Source organism: Maribacter huludaoensis, from assembly GCF_029350945.1.
Lineage (GTDB): Bacteria > Bacteroidota > Bacteroidia > Flavobacteriales > Flavobacteriaceae > Maribacter > Maribacter huludaoensis.
In genome coordinates, this window is the sequence record NZ_JARKMS010000001.1 from 462,313 (window position 1) to 481,431 (window position 19,119).

At 35.8% G+C, this 19,119-nt stretch carries 20 protein-coding genes and 1 tRNA gene; 12 read left to right on the plus strand and 9 right to left on the minus strand.

Annotated features, from left to right (window positions below):
- Positions 1 to 131 precede the first annotated feature (131 nt).
- From PXC01_RS02005 to PXC01_RS02030, 6 genes are all read left to right on the plus strand, one after another.
- On the plus strand, positions 132 to 560 hold the full coding sequence (locus PXC01_RS02005) for an OsmC family protein (RefSeq protein ID WP_276470703.1): 429 nt from the start codon (positions 132 to 134) through the stop codon (positions 558 to 560).
- A 47-nt stretch (positions 561 to 607) separates the two neighbouring features.
- A complete protein-coding gene (locus PXC01_RS02010; protein WP_276470704.1) occupies positions 608 to 895 on the plus strand; it encodes a four helix bundle protein in 288 nt (95 codons plus the stop codon).
- Positions 896 to 1,050: 155 nt separating this feature from the next.
- Complete coding sequence (gene recJ / locus PXC01_RS02015; protein WP_276470705.1) at positions 1,051 to 2,739, plus strand: single-stranded-DNA-specific exonuclease RecJ; 1,689 nt, start codon at positions 1,051 to 1,053, stop codon at positions 2,737 to 2,739.
- Positions 2,736 to 3,119 (plus strand): VOC family protein, encoded by a 384-nt coding sequence (locus PXC01_RS02020; RefSeq protein ID WP_276470706.1) that lies wholly within the window; start codon positions 2,736 to 2,738, stop codon positions 3,117 to 3,119. The genes recJ and PXC01_RS02020 overlap by 4 nt, the downstream gene beginning before the upstream one ends.
- A 62-nt stretch (positions 3,120 to 3,181) precedes the next feature.
- Entirely contained in the window at positions 3,182 to 3,544 is a 363-nt protein-coding gene (locus tag PXC01_RS02025) for a hypothetical protein (RefSeq protein ID WP_276470707.1), read from the plus strand.
- A 105-nt stretch (positions 3,545 to 3,649) separates the two neighbouring features.
- Positions 3,650 to 4,912: an MFS transporter gene (locus PXC01_RS02030; protein WP_276470708.1), complete on the plus strand. Its 1,263-nt coding sequence runs from the start codon at positions 3,650 to 3,652 to the stop codon at positions 4,910 to 4,912.
- 642 nt (positions 4,913 to 5,554) lie between these two features.
- On the opposite strand, the gene PXC01_RS02035 is transcribed toward PXC01_RS02030, so the two are convergent.
- The 7 genes from PXC01_RS02035 to PXC01_RS02065 form a co-directional block, all read right to left on the minus strand.
- Entirely contained in the window at positions 5,555 to 6,319 is a 765-nt protein-coding gene (locus PXC01_RS02035) for a UDP-2,3-diacylglucosamine diphosphatase (protein ID WP_276470709.1), read from the minus strand.
- A 74-nt stretch (positions 6,320 to 6,393) separates the two neighbouring features.
- Positions 6,394 to 7,380, minus strand: coding sequence for an endonuclease/exonuclease/phosphatase family protein (locus PXC01_RS02040; RefSeq protein ID WP_276470710.1), 987 nt, complete (start codon positions 7,378 to 7,380; stop codon positions 6,394 to 6,396).
- An 83-nt stretch (positions 7,381 to 7,463) separates the two neighbouring features.
- The gene (locus PXC01_RS02045; RefSeq protein WP_276470711.1) at positions 7,464 to 7,913 is read right to left on the minus strand and encodes a 6-pyruvoyl trahydropterin synthase family protein; all 450 of its coding nucleotides are present in this window, start codon (positions 7,911 to 7,913) and stop codon (positions 7,464 to 7,466) included.
- A gap of 56 nt (positions 7,914 to 7,969) precedes the next feature.
- Positions 7,970 to 8,398, minus strand: a complete 429-nt coding sequence (locus PXC01_RS02050) for a hypothetical protein (protein WP_276470712.1) — start codon at positions 8,396 to 8,398, stop codon at positions 7,970 to 7,972.
- A gap of 214 nt (positions 8,399 to 8,612) precedes the next feature.
- Positions 8,613 to 9,380, minus strand: a complete 768-nt coding sequence (locus PXC01_RS02055; protein WP_276470713.1) for an enoyl-CoA hydratase/isomerase family protein — start codon at positions 9,378 to 9,380, stop codon at positions 8,613 to 8,615.
- Between the two features lie 21 nt (positions 9,381 to 9,401).
- Positions 9,402 to 10,736, minus strand: a complete 1,335-nt coding sequence (locus PXC01_RS02060; protein ID WP_276470714.1) for an MATE family efflux transporter — start codon at positions 10,734 to 10,736, stop codon at positions 9,402 to 9,404.
- A 12-nt stretch (positions 10,737 to 10,748) separates the two neighbouring features.
- Positions 10,749 to 11,249 (minus strand): GNAT family N-acetyltransferase, encoded by a 501-nt coding sequence (locus PXC01_RS02065; RefSeq protein WP_276470715.1) that lies wholly within the window; start codon positions 11,247 to 11,249, stop codon positions 10,749 to 10,751.
- 53 nt (positions 11,250 to 11,302) lie between these two features.
- Here PXC01_RS02065 and PXC01_RS02070 point away from each other — a divergent pair, with 53 nt between their 5' ends.
- From PXC01_RS02070 to PXC01_RS02080, 3 genes are all read left to right on the plus strand, one after another.
- On the plus strand, positions 11,303 to 12,100 hold the full coding sequence (locus PXC01_RS02070) for a universal stress protein (protein WP_276470716.1): 798 nt from the start codon (positions 11,303 to 11,305) through the stop codon (positions 12,098 to 12,100).
- A 103-nt stretch (positions 12,101 to 12,203) separates the two neighbouring features.
- Positions 12,204 to 12,277 (plus strand) — tRNA-Ala (locus PXC01_RS02075).
- Positions 12,278 to 12,588: 311 nt separating this feature from the next.
- Positions 12,589 to 13,317 (plus strand): hypothetical protein, encoded by a 729-nt coding sequence (locus PXC01_RS02080; RefSeq protein WP_276470717.1) that lies wholly within the window; start codon positions 12,589 to 12,591, stop codon positions 13,315 to 13,317.
- A gap of 157 nt (positions 13,318 to 13,474) precedes the next feature.
- Here the strand turns inward: PXC01_RS02080 and PXC01_RS02085 are convergent, their stop codons facing one another.
- Positions 13,475 to 14,515 (minus strand): succinylglutamate desuccinylase/aspartoacylase family protein, encoded by a 1,041-nt coding sequence (locus tag PXC01_RS02085; protein WP_276470718.1) that lies wholly within the window; start codon positions 14,513 to 14,515, stop codon positions 13,475 to 13,477.
- Between the two features lie 379 nt (positions 14,516 to 14,894).
- Here PXC01_RS02085 and PXC01_RS02090 point away from each other — a divergent pair, with 379 nt between their 5' ends.
- Complete coding sequence (locus tag PXC01_RS02090) at positions 14,895 to 15,629, plus strand: flavodoxin family protein (protein ID WP_276470719.1); 735 nt, start codon at positions 14,895 to 14,897, stop codon at positions 15,627 to 15,629.
- A 246-nt stretch (positions 15,630 to 15,875) separates the two neighbouring features.
- On the opposite strand, the gene PXC01_RS02095 is transcribed toward PXC01_RS02090, so the two are convergent.
- The gene (locus PXC01_RS02095) at positions 15,876 to 16,427 is read right to left on the minus strand and encodes a VOC family protein (protein ID WP_276470720.1); all 552 of its coding nucleotides are present in this window, start codon (positions 16,425 to 16,427) and stop codon (positions 15,876 to 15,878) included.
- A 305-nt stretch (positions 16,428 to 16,732) separates the two neighbouring features.
- On the opposite strand from PXC01_RS02095, the gene PXC01_RS02100 reads away from it, so the two are divergent.
- Together PXC01_RS02100 and PXC01_RS02105 are read left to right on the plus strand one after the other, a co-directional pair.
- Entirely contained in the window at positions 16,733 to 17,632 is a 900-nt protein-coding gene (locus PXC01_RS02100; protein WP_276470721.1) for a 3-keto-disaccharide hydrolase, read from the plus strand.
- Positions 17,633 to 17,661: 29 nt separating this feature from the next.
- Positions 17,662 to 18,660 (plus strand): LamG domain-containing protein, encoded by a 999-nt coding sequence (locus PXC01_RS02105; RefSeq protein WP_276470722.1) that lies wholly within the window; start codon positions 17,662 to 17,664, stop codon positions 18,658 to 18,660.
- Positions 18,661 to 19,119: the final 459 nt, after the last annotated feature.

The following is a 19,119-nucleotide window of genomic DNA, read 5'->3' on the forward strand; positions in this document are numbered from 1 at the left end:
TTGCTAATTGCTAATTGCTAATTGCTAATTGCTAATTGCTAATTGCTAATTGCTAATTGCTAATTGCTAATTGCTAACAAAACCTCACCCCATATTGTTGTATTTTTGTACCCTACTAAAAACAGAAAATTATGAGTACTACAAATCATATTAGCACAAAATGGTTGGGCAACATGTCCTTTGAAAGTAATAACCCTTCTGGGCATTCATTAAGAATGGATATTGCCAAAGAAGATGGTGGTGATAGTAGCGGTTATAGACCAAAAGCATTGATGTTGTCTTCATTGGCAGGTTGTTCTGGTTTAGATGTAGCGGCAATGTTCAAGAAAATGAAGTTAGAGGTAGATGAGTTTCATATTGAAACTATTGCTAATTTAACAGATGAGCATCCAAAGTTTTATGATAAAGTGGTCATAGAATATCATTTTCATGGTGAAGATCTGAACGAGAAAAAGCTACAAAGAGCTGTAGATTTATCCATTGAAAAGTATTGCGGAGTAATGGAAATGTTTAGACAATTTGCTGAATTGGAGATTAAGACTGTTTTTCATAAAAAGTAAAAAATAAGTGCAAGTTCAAGTTCAAAAATCAAGTTCAAATAAAAACTATGCCGGATAAAAAGTTTGACCTTAAAGATAGATTGGTTGATTTTGCAGCCAACATTGTACTTTTTTGTAAAGACTTGCCGTCTGATATGACCGGTCAGTATTATGGTAATCAGTTACTAAGATCAGCAGGGAGTTCTGCGCTTAATTTTGGTGAAGCGCAAGGAACAAATACCGTTAAGGATTATATCAATAAAGCTTCTATATCTTTAAAAGAATTGAAGGAGTCTAGGGTCAATCTTAAGATATTGACTAAAGTAGATTATGGCAATGCATCTAAAAGAGTTTAAATATTAGACGAATTAGAACAATTAATTCGAATTATAGCAACAATCATTAAAAATAAAAAGTAACTGAAATTCAATTTTTTTAAGGAGGTGTAAAGATTCTATTTAGGGTTTTGAACTTGAACTTGATTTTTGAACTTGAACTTTAATTTGAAAAAATGCGCTGGACAATTAAACCAAAACCGAAACAAGAAGATATTGATGCTTTAGCAAGTGCTTTAAAGGTCGATGATTTGGTAGCGCAGTTGTTATTACAAAGAGGTATTTCTACATATGATGAGGCGAAGAACTTTTTCCGGCCTCAGTTAGAAGATTTACATGATCCTTTTCTAATGAAGGACATGGATATTGCAGTAAACAGAATTGAAGAAGCTATTGCCAACGGAGAGAATATTTTGGTGTATGGCGATTATGATGTAGATGGTACTACTGCTGTTGCCCTAATGTCGTCTTACCTATTAAGTTACTATCCTAACGTAGCAACCTATATTCCCGATCGGTACGATGAGGGATACGGAGTATCATATAAAGGAATCGATTTTGCCGAGGATAACGGATTCACTTTAATCGTTGCTCTGGATTGTGGAGTGAAGGCAATTGACAAAGTTGCTTATGCCAAAGAAAAAGGGATTGATTTTATCATCTGTGACCACCATAGACCTGGTACAATATTACCAAGTGCCGTAGCAATATTGGACCCAAAAAGAGAAGATTGTTCATATCCTTATGATGAATTATGTGGTTGCGGAGTCGGTTTTAAATTAATACAGGCATTAGGCTCCCGTAGAGGAGAAACTATAGATGACGTTATCTATTACCTTGATTTAGTGGCAACTGCAATTGGTGCGGATATTGTACCGATAACCGGAGAGAATCGAATACTGGCTTTTTATGGCCTGCAAGTTATCAATCAGCAGCCTAGAATCGGTTTTAAGGCAATCATAGACCAAATCAATAAAAAAGAGCTGACCATTACCGATGTAGTCTTTATTATTGCGCCTAGAATTAATGCCGCTGGTAGAATGAAACATGGGCAACATGCGGTAAATCTTTTGACGGAAACCAACATGGATCAAGCCATACAATTCGCTTCTGAAATTGAAAAATTCAATACCGATAGAAGAGGGCTGGATCAGGAAATTACGGTTGAGGCGCTAGGGCAAATCCAAGATAATCAAGAAGAAGAAGGTTATACTTCCGTTGTTTATAAAGAATCTTGGCATAAAGGTGTTATTGGTATTGTAGCATCAAGACTCACCGAAACCTATTATAGACCTACCCTAGTTTTTACCAAAAGTGGCGATAAGTTGGCGGCATCGGCACGATCGGTCAGAGGCTTTGATGTGTATAATGCATTAGAAGGTTGTGCAGATTATATAGAGCAATTTGGTGGTCATAAATACGCTGCAGGATTGACCTTATTGGAAGAGCAGTATAACAATTTCAAGCATCAGTTCGAGAAAGTGGTTAAAGAAACCATAGACCCGCAAATGTTAATACCAGAGATTACGATAGATACGGTAATTGAATTAAAGGATATTACCCCTAAGTTAATGCGTATACTTAAACAATTTGCGCCATTTGGTCCAGGAAATATGTCTCCTATATTTATGGCAGAAGATTTACAGGATACGGGGTATGCAAAGGGTGTTGGTAAAGAACAAGCGCATTTAAAAATTTCTGTAGTACAACAGGGTAGTCACAGGATCGATGGCATTGGTTTTAATATGGGAGACAAATTATCATTGGTAACAGGTAGAAAACCCTTTAACGCCGTTTTTTCTATTGATGAAAACGAATGGCAGGGCAATGTCAGCCTTCAACTAAAACTAAAAGACATTAAATGAGAATAGAGCATATTGCTATTTGGGTGACTGATTTAGAAGCAATGCGAACGTTCTATGAAATATATTTTAATGCGGTAGCAGGAGATAAATACCATAATCCTACCAAAAAATTTACATTTTACTTTTTAAGCTTTACAGATGGAGCTCGTTTAGAAATCATGCATAAGCCAAGTATAAAAGTAGCCAAGAATAATGCTGTACATACTGGTTTCATACATTTTGCCATATCAGTGGGATCAAAAGAACAAGTAGATATATTGACCGAAAAGTTGAGAGAAGACGGATTCTTAATTGCCGGTGAGCCTCGTACTACTGGCGATGGTTATTACGAAAGTGTTATTCTTGACCCAGAAGGAAATCAAATAGAAATCACCATTTAACAATACTATTTATAATTGTTCTAAATAAGATGTATATATTTATACTAAATATGTAGATTCTTATGAATGATATCAACCCCATTTATCAAAATGATTTCGGAATAGCCTTTAAATGGAAAAAGGATAAACCTGGTCAAAACAATAGAGTTCAAGTTATTTTTAGGGATATTGGACTTTTACTTACGTTAAGTGAACTAAGACATTTCTCTAAATGTATCGCAGATACCATAAAAAACGGAAAAGGCAATCTTTGTGGAGATTGCAAAACAAAAGAATCATGCAGATCTTTATTGTTGAATACCCCTGCGCATCAAATTACTTTTGCAGTTAGTTATCAAGAAGCTATTGAGGTTAGAGATTTAATTAGCGGTACTTTATTTAAGCTAGAATTGGATTCTTTTTTCGGTGAATTGGGAATTGGATGATAACCTATAAAAAATTTTAGTGCCGCCATGAATTAATTAGTTGGCATAACCTTATTTGTCCTGTTATTTATTAAATATCTTTGGACTCTTTTTAGCGATAGCACTATGAGCGTTAATGATCCTTATGCAGCCTTAAAATTTAAGGAATTCAATATATTTCTACTAGTTCGTTTTGCAATGGTCTTTGCCTGGTCAATGCAGTTTATCGTTATTGAATGGCAAGTGTATTCTATGACCAAAGATCCATTATCACTTGGTATTATTGGTTTAATGGAAGTAATACCTGCAGTGAGTATGGCGCTTTTTGCGGGCCATATCGTAGACCAAAAAGAGAAGCGGAATTTGCTAATAAAATGTATTTGTGGTTTCTCGGTCATTAGCTTCGGTCTATTTATGCTGAGTCTGCCTTCTGTTTTGGAAAGCTATGAGACCAAAGTCATTCTCTATGGAATTTACGCATTGGTCTTTTGTGGCGGATTGGTACGTGCTTTTCTAGGTCCAACTATTTTTTCTTTAATAGCGTTGATCGTTCCAAAAAAAATATATCCTAATGCTGCAACATGGAGCAGTACTACATGGCAAATGGCATCTGTACTTGGTCCTGCATTAGCGGGTTTTTCCATAAGTCTTATTGGAGTTCACTGGTCTATGTGTGTCATATTCGGATTTTCTTTATTGGCGTTGACTGCACTCTTCAACATATCAAAAAAACCTATTCTTAATCCAAAAATTGGTGAGCCCGTTTTTCAAAGTTTAAAAGAAGGATTGAATTTTGTATTTAAAACTAGAGCCGTATTGGGTGCTCTGACCTTGGATATGATTGCCGTTCTTTTTGGAGGTGCGGTAGCGTTATTGCCCATATTTGCACAAGATATATTACATGTAGGTTCAGAAGGCTTTGGAGTACTAAGGGCTGCACCTGCCGTTGGTGCCGCATTGACCATGTTAGGTTCAACTAGATTTCCGTTACATAAAAATGCAGGAAAGAAATTGTTGATAGCCGTATTCGGTTTTGGTGTATGTATGATCGTATTCGGTTTATCCACCTACTTTTGGTTGTCTGTTATTGCTTTATTTTTAAGTGGTGCTGTAGATGGAGTGTCCATGATTATTAGACAGACAATTTTACAATTAAAAACGCCTGATAACATGCGCGGGCGTGTAGCTTCTGTAAATTCCATGTTTGTAGGGTCTTCAAATGAATTGGGCGCTTTTGAAAGCGGTTTAACCGCAAAGTTGATGGGTACGGTAACAGCGGTTGTTTTTGGAGGTAGCATGACGCTACTTACAGTAGGCCTTACCGCAATTGTTTCGCCCAAGTTTAGAAAGTTAGATTTACAAAAGGATGTTGAAGAACACGAAAGTTAATACATCCATAATAATGATGTAAAAAAAGCCCCTTTTTACAGGGGCTTTTTTTATTGTAGGTAATGCTTAAGAAATTCATCAATAAGCAGGGGAACTTGTAGGTAAACTGTAGATTTGGGAATCAACACTTAATCTAAACAACAGGCTAAAGGTAAAAGCAAGCGCTAGTTTGAACTAACTTTTGTTGTGAAGTTCAAAAATTAACATGTAAGAAAAAGATTACATGTTGTTTGTTCTATTATTTAACTGAATTTGACTCAGATTGTGTTCAATTTGACTATGAATATGAGATAGGTTATTTGCAAATAATAAACGGGTCATCTTATTAAATTACAGTCATGAAAAGTTTACTGATTTTATGGTACACCAGAATTATTGTAATTGGTAAAAAACTGTAATCAACGAAAAAGCCCCTAAAACAGGGGCTGTTCTTTAAAGTAAGCACACTTAAAATTTTGGTTTTAAGCTAAATTAACTTGTAGGCAATGTGTAGATTTGGGCTCAACACTTAAACTTAATAACACTGTAAAGATATAACAAAGAGCTAGTTTTATAAAACTTATGTTGTGAACTATTCAATTCTTGTTGTAAGAAAAGTACTACATGTTATATTTGGCATTTCATCGATATTTTCAATGAAAATTAACTGAATTCTTTAAGTGAAAGTTTTCGTCCATCAAACTCGGCATACGTGTAATAATTGATCCAATCTCCAAGATTGGTGTATTTAGAATTTTCTTTTAGTTTTATTTCTAATGGAAGATGTCTATGGCCAAAAATGAAATGGTCATAATGTTTAGTTTCTAGCTTTCTATGGGCATACTGCACAAGCCATTCCTTGTCTTCGCCTAAAAAAATGGCATCATCATCACCGCTGATCAACTTGTTGCTAACAGAAAGGTGCTTTGCCAACCTAACTCCAATATCTGGGTGTAACCATTTAAAGAACCATTGCGCCAATGGGTTGGTAAACACCTTTTTCATTCGTTTAAAGCCTTTGTCGTCCGGTCCCAGTCCGTCACCATGGCCAATAAAGAAAGAAACTCCGTTAATGGAATACTGTTGAGGTTTATGGTACACTGGTATGTTTAGTTCTTCTTCAAAATAACCGTTCATCCAAAGATCATGGTTGCCAACAAAGTAGTGTATTTTAATTCCGGCATCAGACAGTTCTGCAAGCTTTCCTAATGTTCTGGTAAATCCTTTCGGGATAACGGTTTTATATTCAAACCAAAAATCGAATAAATCGCCCATCAAGAAAATCACTTCTGCATCTGACTTAATCATATCTAACCAACGAATAAACTTCAGTTCTCTCACTCTACTTTCTTCCATAGTAGGTGCGCCTAGGTGGTTATCGCTAGCAAAATATATTTTTTTTCCTGCAGGAAGTTCAATGTTCGTCATCAGGATGTAAATATAATAACTGTTTTGCGTACCTAAGGAATACACGCATCAAAATAAGAGAATGCTATTCTAAATTAAACGGCAGTATCTTTCTCGTTCAATACTATCTTAATAGGTAGGTGATCACTATAGCCTTTGTCATTAAAGCTTGATGAATTAGGCCTGCCAAACTTTACCGGTTTCTGATAGGAGCCTGAAGTTAGCTCAGGGTAAGCAATGATTTCTGCAGTACTTAATTTAAATGGTAAATCTGATTTCTCTGATAAAATACTCTTTGAAATCATAAATTGATCCAGAAGATTATATTCATTGCCAAATACAAAAGTACCTATTTGGGCGTCTAGAAAACGATGCATTATATTATAGAAATACTTTAGTCGCACTCTATTACTTTTCACCAAAGCTTTGTTGTTAATTGCCATTAAATACTCGGTAATACTTTTATTGTAAGGGTTGTCATTGAAATCGCCCATTAATAGGATATTAGCATCATCGCCTTGCTCTTCATATATTCTTTCGATCCAGTACGATAGGTTTTCCGCGACCATAATTCTAAACGGCTCGCTTGCAAGTTCGCCACCAGATCTAGAGGGCCAATGATTAAGTACGCATACCAATTTATTGCCATTGGCTGTATTAATATGTACTTGAAACAAATCTCTGGTTGTATTCCTCTTTATAATCCGTAGACTAAAGGTTTGTTGCTCAGGTCCATATTTGGTTTTGTCATAAATAAGGGCAGTGTCTATTCCTCTTTTATCATCACCTTCAGAAATGACATAACCGTAGTTTTTATCAAGGGCAGTGCTCATGGCATCTATAAGTAGCTCAATAACATATTCATTTTCTACCTCACAAACTCCCAAGATATCCGGTCCTGCACCATTATTGAATTTTGATATGATCGTGGTTAGGTTAGAAATCTTCTGATTAAGAACGGCAGCGTTCCAGCCGCTAAGTTCCTTGCCCAAATGTTTATTCAAAAATTCACTTCGTCTAGGTGAGTTTTCTATATCAAAAAGGTTTTCAAGATTCCACCAATAGATATGATGCTTGGTCATGTTGTTTTATATTAAGGAGTTGCCCTAAAAATAAAACAAATTAAAAGCTTGTAAAGAAAGTAAAAGGTTAAGTTTTGTTGAACTTAATTGTCGCTTGCAAACCACTCTGCAAAAGAAGTATCGGTTTCTTGTAGTTTAAGCGAGAACAATGAAATATTTTCCGGTAACCTAGATTTAATTTTTGCTGCAAAATCTATGACCATGTTCTCACTTGTAGGTTGATAATCTGCTAATATGACGTTATGCCCTCTGTCCGTCAATTCTTTGGCAAGTTCTACGTGTGGTGTATTTTTATTGAATACGGTAGCGTGATCAAAGACATCAACAATATCCTCTTTGACAATTTTTTTAAGATCGCCAAAATCTATGACCATCCCCAATTTTACATGATTGGTATCAGTAATAGGTTTACCTATAACGGTTACGGATAATTTATAGCTATGGCCATGTACATTTCTACATTTACCGTCATAACCGTAAAGTGCATGTCCGGTTTCAAAATTGAATTGTTTCGTAATACGAATATTGCTCATAACCTATAATTATATGGCAAAGGTAGCAAAAGTTTAAACGTACTTATTATAAGAAATCATTCTAAAACAATATCGGTATTTCCGGTGATTAAGCTCACATGGCAGCAGTCAGCACTAACTTCATAAGTTTCGTTGATAATGGCTTCATTGTCAATAAAACCTTTAAAAGTCAGTGTAGCGGTCAGATTTTGGTATTGACTCCTATTGGCATCACTAAGAATAGGATACAGACCTTGTTCTTTATAATATTGATATTCATCGCCGTTAAAATCTGAAGCTATGTTTTCAACTGTTTCAGTATCTATGACCTCATAACTACTAAGTGCAATAGCTTCGCCCGAAGCATCTTTTACACTGACCGTAATGGTAACGAAATTTAGGGTGCATATAGCCGTAGAACAATCTTGTTGTTCTATAACATCGTCTTTGTCGTTACAGGCAACTAGAAAAATAGAAAGAAATACAAATATGATTTTTGCGAACATAAAACGGATTTTATAATAAGATGATGAGTTACCGATTAGTTGCGTAAGGTATTTGCTTACCTTTTGTATTTCTTCTTTGCGCGCATTTTGTTCACGAAATAAATGATCAAAACAGAAAGGGCAAGAACGGGAAATACTAGGTTACCGTTTAAAAATTGAAAAAATTCCATACTAATTATTTAGAAACAGAACGAAGCGCTGTTTCAGTTATTGTTTATTTTTTAAATTTTGACAGTGCGTTTCTCGTAAAATCGGATAGGGCCAATTTACCAGTTATAGCTGCGCGGTCTGTCAATAAGGTATCCCAATGGTCGGTACCTTCCCATAAAACTTTCTTCCATTCAGTTAAAGCTTCGGCATTATAGCTTGCCAATTTGTGAATGAAGAAGTCAAGTTCCTTGTCCATTTCTTGTGCAGAGTCATATACTTTATTGAAAAGTCCTTTTTCTTGCGCCCAATAGGCACTTTTCCATTCCGTAGGTGCCAAAGACATTTCGCCCATGGCGGCGTTGCCTATTTTACGGGCTACCGCAGGTGCGATCACCAGCGGAGCAATACCAATACTAAGCTCAGATAGTTTAATGGATGAGTTTACGTTAGAGTACACATAATCACAAGCAGCCGCAAGGCCAACGCCACCACCAACAGTTTTACCATGTACACGGCCTACAATCACCTTTTTGCATTTACGCATAGCATTGATGACATGGGCAAATCCGCTAAAGAACGCTTTACCTTCTTCAAGGTTAGAAACTTCAAGAAGCTCATCAAAAGAAGCACCGGCACAAAATGCTTTTTCACCTTCGGATTTTAACAGGATAACAGAAATGCCATCATTTTCCGATAGCTCGTTGATGGTGTCTGTCAATCGTTCTAGAAGTTCTGAAACAAAAGAGTTGCTTGCAGGATGGCCAAACTCTACATGAGCAACTTTACCATCTATTCGGGTATATAAACTTCCATTTTTTCTTGTGGTGACCATAGCATTTTGTTTGAACCAAAATTACGGATTTTGCAATAAAGGTTTGAATTTGTTTCTGAATTTCCATACTAGGGCGGCACCTCTAATGAACATCCACACGGTAAAAGCAAGCCATATTCCCGTTAACCCCCAATTAAGGTACCTGCCTAAAACTAGCATGGGTACAAAACCTAAAAAAGTAGCTACAAGTAAGGTGTTGCGCAAGTATTTCATTTCACCTAGACCTTTAAAAACTCCGTCTAAAACAAAAGCCGTGCTATTAAAAGGCAGCCCCAGAATAATGATATAGAAGATGCCATAAAAAGCAGAAAGCACCAAGGGTTCGTTAGAGAATAAGCCGCCCAACGGTTTATAAAAAATGGTAGCCAAAGCCATGATTACGATACTGACCATAAGTCCATATTTTGTAATTTTTTTTGCCAATAACCAGAGTCCGTCATAATTACGCTCCCCTAAAAGCCTACCTCCCATAATATTACCTGCAGCACCATAGCCATCAATAAAAAAAGCGGAAAACAACCAGAGGTTAATGGCAATGGTATGTGCACCAATATATTTATCGCCTAGTGCCGTAGCTTCACGTACGGCAAGAATTAAAGCGGTATTCAGTGCAATAGCACGTACGAACAAATTAAGGCTCATGACCACCAGACGACCAAGTTCTTGGTGAACGGGTAACTTTAGTTTTAGGCTAATATCGGTTTTGGTTACTAGAAGATAGAACGCCATTATAGCCATAATCCCTTGTGCCAATAAACTTGCATAAGCGGCTCCTTCAAGATACATGGCAGGTATAAAACCTTCAATGCCGTAAACAAATACAAAATCAAAAAGTACGTTCAATACCGCACCGGTAATGGCAATGACCATGGGCCAATAGGTATTCTGTAAACCGCGGAAAATTCCCATGACCGCAAAAACGAACAAGGTCAATGGAAAGCCCCAAACTCTAATGGAATAGTAGCTGATGCAATACTGCAATATTTTGCCCTTGGCATTCAACAGCTCAAAGATTTCTTGAATTACAAAAACGGTTGATAGTAAAACAAGAATACTCAGGGTAATATTGAGGTAAATGGCCTGGGCGGGCAAGGTTTTGACCTCTTCTATTCTTCCGGCGCCCAAGTACTGTGAAATTATGGCGGAAATGGCACTGCGTGTTTGCCCTAAAATCCAAATGAGCATAGAAAGAAACGAACCTACAATACCGGCTGCGGCAAGAGACTCCAACCCATCTACCGGAATATTACCAACAATTGCGGTGTCCGTTATAGACAATAAGGGTTCTGCTATACCGGCAATAGTTGCGGGTATTGCGAGGGCATTTATAGATTTTAAATTAACCGAGGTCTTCAAATAATCGTTTTTCTATAGTACAAGTTCATAGCAATGAAAGGGATGTTCACTTTGTTCTGGGAAAAAAATATCCCCTAATCTGTTATACCCGCGCTGCTCGTAAAATTTCTGATTTCTTTTGTTCTGGCTAAAGGTATCCAACCTAACCGATAGCGCGTTGTTTTCTCTTGCAAAGTTTTCTCCAAAATCCATTAAGCGCTGGGCTAAACCTTTACCTTGATGTTTAGGATGTACCGCTAGGCGATGAATGTAATAGTTCTTAGTACTTTCCGTAAGCCAATCAACAGTTTTATATTCCTTGTCCATAAAAAGTGAAACAACAATACAGCCAACTATTTCGTTATCAAGTTGAAGTACAAAAAGTTCATTGCGTTCCATATCTTTTTCAAATGCCGTTCTAGAGGGGTACTGGGTAGTCCATTGGTAAATTCCATTGGCTTCCATAGCTATTCTACAAGCATCTGTCAAAAGAAGAATTTCTGGTATTTGCGATATCTTTGCCAATGCTATCATACAATGAATTTAATTAAATTGTAAATTTAGAGTTATAATCAATACTTTTTATCATGATGAATATTCTTGTTCCGATCGGGACCTCCACAAATGCAAATGAAACCTTACAGTATGCAGTAGATTTTGCACAGGAATTTGGTGCTGAAATATATGTAATGGAGGTTTTCAACGTCAGCGGAAAAACAGGAACGCTAACCAATGTTACTCAAAAGGTAGCCGATAATTCTAAAGAACGATTAAAAGAAGTAATAGGGACAGTAAATACCAAAGACGTTACAATTAAAATAGCCAGTTTTAACGGTGAATTAAAAGACGGACTTAAAGAAATTGATAAAAGCATTGGAATTGACCTTATAATTTTGGCACCAAGAAGTAACGATATTCAAGAAGAGAATTATTTAGGACAAACTTCTGGAGCTATTATTAAAAGAACGAACATACCAACCTTGATCGTTCCCAAAGGAACAACGTATAAGTCTTTTGAGAATATTTTGGTAGCCTTTAAGTCAGGTATTCTGAAAAGAAAGAGAATTCTTGATCCGTTAATTGAAATTAAGAACAAGCACAAGGCGAACGTAAATTTATTAATGGTGAAAACACCGGGATATTCAGATGACGATTTAAAGATCAATACCGCATTGATGGACATAAGTTCTCAATTGACCTTTACAGAAAATTCAACTACATACCATGGTGTTCTAGAGCATTTTCAGGCAAAACACCCAGATTTATTATGTGTTTTTAGAAGAAAACGTGGTTTTTTCAAAAAATTATGGGAAAAAAGTACCATTTCCAAAACAGAATTTTATGCCCCGGTACCGGTTTTGGTATTAAGTGTAAAGAAAGATTAATTAGTACTTTGATACGTTGTTAAAATGTATTTCCTTTGATCCTCTTGAAAATTAAGGTTTTCATCATGTGAATAACTGGCAATTTTAAGTAATCGATATTGAAGGGGGATTAGCTCAGTTGGCTAGAGCGCTTGCCTGGCAGGCAAGAGGTCACCGGTTCGAATCCGGTATTCTCCACTTAAAGCTTCCATTTTGGAAGCTTTTTTTAATTATAGTCCTTAGGCGATTAATTATCGTTTTAAATTGATCAGATAGTAAAAGAACAGAGCGTCCCGAAAGCCTTCGGGAAGGTCACCGGTTCGAATCCGGTATTCTCCACATGGTGTTTAACAAGGTTTTAAATGCCTTTACAAAACACTAGTCTGCACAAGAAATTCGCCTTAATCCATTTTACCATTTCTTTTAGATATACAATATCATGAGTAATAAAATGTTATTATAACACGATTATTGATGATATATAAAACCCCCAAAAGAAAATCATTAAAATGAAGAAAATTATTTTCACTTGCCTGTCCATTGTGTGTTTATTCAGTTGTTCCAGTAATGATGCAGAAGAACAGTTAAACGTTATAAACATTCAATTAGACCTAAGTCAAGTTGATGAATATTCAAATACCTATGACTACACTGATTTTAAGGTAGCGGTATACGACTCTAAAGAGGATTATTTCAATGAGGCAAATACGATGTTTTCTGGAAACGTAGATGCTTCTGGTAAAATTTCAATTTCAGAAGATTTAGAGGATAAGAGTTATTATGTAGATATTTATACAGAAGATAAGGTATTAAGTAATTGGGAAGTAATGGATATAGATGTAGATGCTTCAAATGTTATAAAGTTTTCTCCAACTTCTACAAATGAATCTTATTCTACGGTGTACATGACGGATAATAGACGGTTTGTCGGTAATTGGTCATTTCTATCTTATAAAAATATCAATAATGACAATGAAGAAAGAACGCATAAAGTGTTTTTGTCCATCAACAAAGAATATACGGCCACTTCATATGAAACGTATGAAGGAGTAGCTTATCAATTGCACTTTAAATTACTAGGAAATGGTCATATGGAATTAGTTGCAATAGAACCTAGTCCAGATAACTACCCGGTAAGCCAATCTAGCACACAAGATTTAGTAATGCAGATAGAACAAGATGGATTATTATATTTTACAAACTACTCTGGTAATGAAGCAGTTTATATTAGAAATTAACTATAAAGTTGCTCAGTACATTGTTAAGAATTAGAAAAGCCTTCACATTTGTGAAGGCTTTTTTTTCAATCTACCGTCTGTACACTTTATTCCTACCTAACCCAGTATCGGGTTATTTTTCAACATACCTTACTTGAAATCAACGATATAATTACAATTACAAATGCCTACTTATATACATTAAGGTATCATCAATATTAACGGGTGGGGTTGAAATTTTATATAAAATAATACCCGATGTAGGTGCTTTGTACTCTTTAAGTTTTTCCCCAAATTCATTTGTGGTGTAGCCTACAATATCACCTTCTTTAACCGTATCTCCCGCTTTCAGATCACTGTAAAAAATTCCGGTTTCGGTAGCGCTTAAATAGGTTTGATTGTTGAGTTGCACAAGATTGGCACTTGGGTCAAAACCGTTATCGTACATGTGCAAATGGTCAAGCATATTATAGATTCCATTTTTTATGAAACGTACGGCATCTTTCTGAACATTACCCAATTTGCCACTTTCAAAGCTTAAGGCTACTTTGCCATCTTGGGAAGCTTGTTTAAAAACATATTTAGCAGGTTCATCGTCCCTTAAATTAAAAGGGTATGAAACTATATACTTGAATCCGCTGATTTCTGTAAGTTCCCTTGCCTTTTTAGTCTGTTCTGGATAATTGGGGTTTTCGTAGAAAAGCGCAAACGGTAGCAGGTCTTCATTGACACCGCCGCCATGTATATCTATAAAAATATCACTTGCGGCTATGATGTCCGTTGTTATAAAATCAGCTATTTTTTGCGTAACGCTACCACTAGATTTTCCAGGAAACGCACCGTTTAAATTCACTTGATCATGCGGATTTACGATAGACGTTCTGGAGAAAAAAGAGCTGGTATTGGCAATGGGTATAATAATTAAAGTACCGTTCAATTTGTCAACATCAATTTCTCTCAAGAGCTCTTGTACGCCAACAATGGGTGGATATTCAAATCCATGAACTCCGGCAACAATGGTAAAAACCGGTCCTTCATTTTTTCCCTTAAGTATAGATATGGGCAAGAAGGTTTTGTTGTTTCTAGCGTCTTGAAATGCTATGCGTATGTTTTCCTTTAATGGTCTTTTAGCGTTGGAGAACACATCTTTAAAAGTGTTTTGGGCTATTGCTGAGCAAAGGGATAAAAACAAGAAAAGGGTAAAGAATAGCTTTTGCATGATACGTTTATTTATATGTGATGTGTTTGGCTAGACCAAAGTATTAAAAAGACATAATTTAATTACTTGTACCACCATATTTCTCTCTTAAAAAATACCGGTAAAATAAGATAAAACTCCCTATATAGTTAAGAAGAGCCGTTTTAATTGAGGTTAAGCGCAAGGTATTTAAACGTCAAATTTCTCTACCTGACTCCCTACGTTGTATATAATTAAGCCATCTACCTAATATGGTGAAAAATTGCTCAAAACATATTGATGTTCAGTAAATTATATTGGAATAGGATAATTTTATATGTAAACGGACACATAACTTAATCCTAATATTCCGAAATTGACCCATGGTCATAGCGCCATAAAATTCCATAAAACATAGGGTATGAAAAAGACAGATTTCAGCGATTTAAAAGTGATATATATTAATTGTACGTTAAAGAAATCGCCACAGGAAAGTCATACCCAAAAGTTGATGGAAGTATCAAAAGCGATCATGACCAAGGAACAGGTAAAAATAGATGAGGTTAGGCTTATAGATCATCAAGTGGCAAGTGGTGTATATCCAGATATGACAGAACATGGTTGGGATGTTGATGAATGGCCAGAAATAGCCGAGCGTATTTTAGATGCCGATATCACCATTGTTGGCACACCAATTTGGCTGGGCGAAAAATCTTCTGAAGCCCAAAAGCTTATTGAACGTTTGTATGCCATGAGTGGTGAGACCAATGAAAAGGGTCAGTATATTTTTTATGGTAAAGTAGGGGGCTGTATTATTACCGGAAATGAAGATGGTATTAAACATTGCGCCATGGGTATTTTGTATTCCATGCAACATGTGGGTTACTCTATTCCGCCGCAAGCAGATAGTGGATGGATCGGTAAAGTAGGACCCGGACCAAGCTATGGCGATACCGAATGGAAAGGCAAAGACCTTAAAGAACCCGTAGGTTTTGATAGCGATTTTACCAATAGAAACACCACCTTTATGACCTATAATCTGTTACATTTAGCCAGAATGATGAAAGATAATAAAGGCTACCCTAATTACGGAAATTCCCGCACCGAATGGGATGATGGCAAGCGCTGGGAATTTGAAAACCCGGAATATAGATAGTGATTTAGTTTATAGTAGTAAGTAATGAGTATCAAGTATCAAGTATTAAGTACGAAGTACTTAGATGTTACTTTTAATAATAACTTACCTAATACTTTGTACTCATTACTTAATACTATTTTTCTCCTAACTCTTAATCACTTTATACTAAATACTTCAATCTTCGTACCTCCTACCTTTTTCTCTTAAGCTTTCCCGTTTTACATTAAAGGAAAATACTATTTAGTGAATTGATTACAATATAAATTAATCCCAACCGGAAAGTCCAATAATTTCTCCGTTGGGTCCTACAAAAAAGGTGTATTTATCACGAGCATAGTTTTCGTTTTCCAGTTCGTAACCTTCTTCTTTCAGCATATCACCAATTGGTGCAATATCATTTACCTTTAGCATAAAGTGGTTGTGATTGGTGTTTCCTATAGGTCCAATGGAGTCTATAAATTCTGGAGCCGTTAAGGATAGTCCAATAGTTAGATCATCTGCCTTAAGTTTCATTACCAACATACCTTCAAGTCCCGGTCCGTGAAGTACTTCGGCATCAGCCATTTTAAAACCTAATATTTCTCGATATAATTTAAGGGTTTTCTCTAGTTCCAATACATGTACACTAATGTACTTTAAACCGGTAACCCTTGCTTTTTCAGAACCTACAATTTCAATTTTGCTAGGTGAAGGATCAGCTGTCTGTGCAAAGCCGTAATGTGTACTTGTAAAAACAAATGCTATAAAAAAGCAAGTCTTCAATACAAGACGTTGTAGTTCATGGTTTTTTGTACTGTAGTTATAATCAACTTTCATAATAAATATCGTTTTGTTAAAACTATGATATTATGAATGAACCTTAAGCTCAAAATGGCTTAACAAAAACTGAACATTTACAATGTTTGTTATAGGTAATCTTAAACATAATCAAGAGAGCTTCAATAAAAACTGAACAATGAAGCTTTACGCGTGCAATCTTATCTTTTGGTGAATATTTCTTTGTAAAATTACCATACTCACATGCTTTGGCAGGTTCAATAAAACCCTATTATTTAAAGGAATTGGGACTCTATATTGACCGGCAATCTACAAGGCATATAACTTAATCAACAACAAGTAATATGAAACATTGTATACGTTATTTACCACTTTTTTTCCTTGTAATATCTTGTTCAGAGGTAAAAAATGAAGAACAAAAAAATCTAGAAGAAACATATGAATGGGAAGAATTAATAGATAAGGATTTAACTCAGTGGGATACTTATTTAAGTTACCAACATCAACCAGGTTATGATGGTTCTGTACCCTTAGATGAAAATGGTGAAGAAATTGCCCCAATTGGGTTGAACAATAAAGATTATACGGTTTTTTCAACCTTACAAGAGGGTGAAGAAACCATTATCAAGAATACGGGAGAATATTATGGTTGCCTGATAACTAAAAAGGAGTATAAGAATTATCACTTTCAATTGAAGTACAAGTGGGGAGATAAAAAATGGGCTTACCGAAAGGATCTGTTGAAGGATTCCGGAATATTATATCACTCCGTAGGACCTATGGCTGTTGAGTACTGGCGTTCATGGATGCTTTCTCAAGAATTTCAGATTATGGAAGGGCATACAGGAGATTTTTGGAGTCAAGCTAATTCTGCTATGGACATTAGGGCATACAAACCAGAATCTGTTTTAGATCCATTGGCACATGAATCACAAGAGTATTTACCTATTGGTATGGGTAGTCAATACAACAATTATTGTTTACGAAGTGGTAATTATGAAAAACCCCATGATGAATGGAATACGCTAGATCTAATATGTTACGAAGGCAAAAGCCTGCATATTGTAAACGGAGAGGTGGTCATGATTTTAAAAGATTCAAGATACATAGGTGAAAACGGTAAAGAAATACCATTGATCCAAGGAAAAATTCAATTACAGAGTGAAGCTGCAGAGGTATTTTTTAAGGACATCAAAATAAGGCAGATAGATTCGCTAACACAGCAGCAAAAGGCACTTTTTTAAAACAAATCAAACAATTAATATAGCATCATATGAAATTCAACGTATTTCTAATTTTAAGTATTATTAGTGCATTTATTGCATGTTCATCAAGTTCTAGTGATGAAGAGGAAATGGTAAAAGATCCGGAAAACCCAGAACAAGTAGTGGAAAATGAAGAAGACAATGTTGATGAAATTGAACCTTTTGAACTTTCTGATCTAGACCCTGAGCTACCTTCTTTCGTGTCTGTTGTAGATGAAACACCAGAAGGAATGGAGTGGGTTAAAGTAGAGGCCATGTCAGATGAGTTTGATACGTGGAACGAGGACAAGTGGTTCAATTCATTTTGGAATTACGGTAACACCCCGGTTTCTATGCGTAGTGAAAACTCTAGCGTGGTAGATGGCAAATTAAACATACAGGCCACTTTAGATGAGAACAGTTCTCAATGGTTTCAAACGGCAAGGGTACATTCCAAAACCAAAATAAGTTATCCTATGTATACAGAGTGTAGTATGAAAACTTCCAGTATTTCGGCGTTCAATACATTTTGGTTAAACAATGGGGATATCAATGATAGGGACGAGATAGATATTGTGGAAAGCAACGCAAACCCTACTCCTGAGTGTAGTGATCAATCTACCAAACCAAGTAACTATCCATGGACGCCATGGGATTTTCCTACCCAAATGAACTCACAGTATTTTATTGCTAAAAGTGGTGTTACAGAAAGGCATGAAGATAATTTTGATACTAGAATGTTATCGGATGCCAATCCTAATAAAGGAAAAACTTGGGACGAAACCTACCATATTGTTGGTGCTTGGTGGAAAGATGCCAGAACGGTTCAGTTTTATTTAAATGGAGAGCCAGCAGGTGTTGTTACTACTAACCAAGATTTCACAAGAGAATTAGAGTTGATATTTGATCTTTGGACATCTGAAGAGTGTTATTTAGGAGGTTTACCTCAAAAGGAAGAGTTAAATGACAATTCTAAAAATACCATGCGTGTAGATTGGGTACGTACTTGGAAACTTGAATCAAAGTAGTAATACATCAATTATTCACGTAGCATTAAAAGATGAAATAAAGAAGCAGTTTGTTAGTTTAAAACGGAAAGGGGGCATGGTATTTACCATGCCTCTTTCTATTTAAATACTTTTAAGTAATATAGGTTCTTTAATTAATACTATAATATAACCTCAGGTATTTAATTGCATTTCTAATGTAAGCCTAAAAAAAAGTTGTGCAATTAGAAAATGAAGAAAGTATTATAATGTATTGCCTATGTGTTTTATGACAGCCAAGCATAAACATCTAATGGGAGCTAAACTTAAAATTTTAGTCTAAGGAGGTGCCGTTAAGATATTTTGCACGTTTCTTTAAATTTTGCTTTTGGCAATCTTGTCTTTTTCCCTGGTAATGTACCCCACATGAATAGTAAATAAATTAAAAAGGACAGTAGCTTTTTATGGCATACCGTCCTTATCAAAACAAACTCAACTATT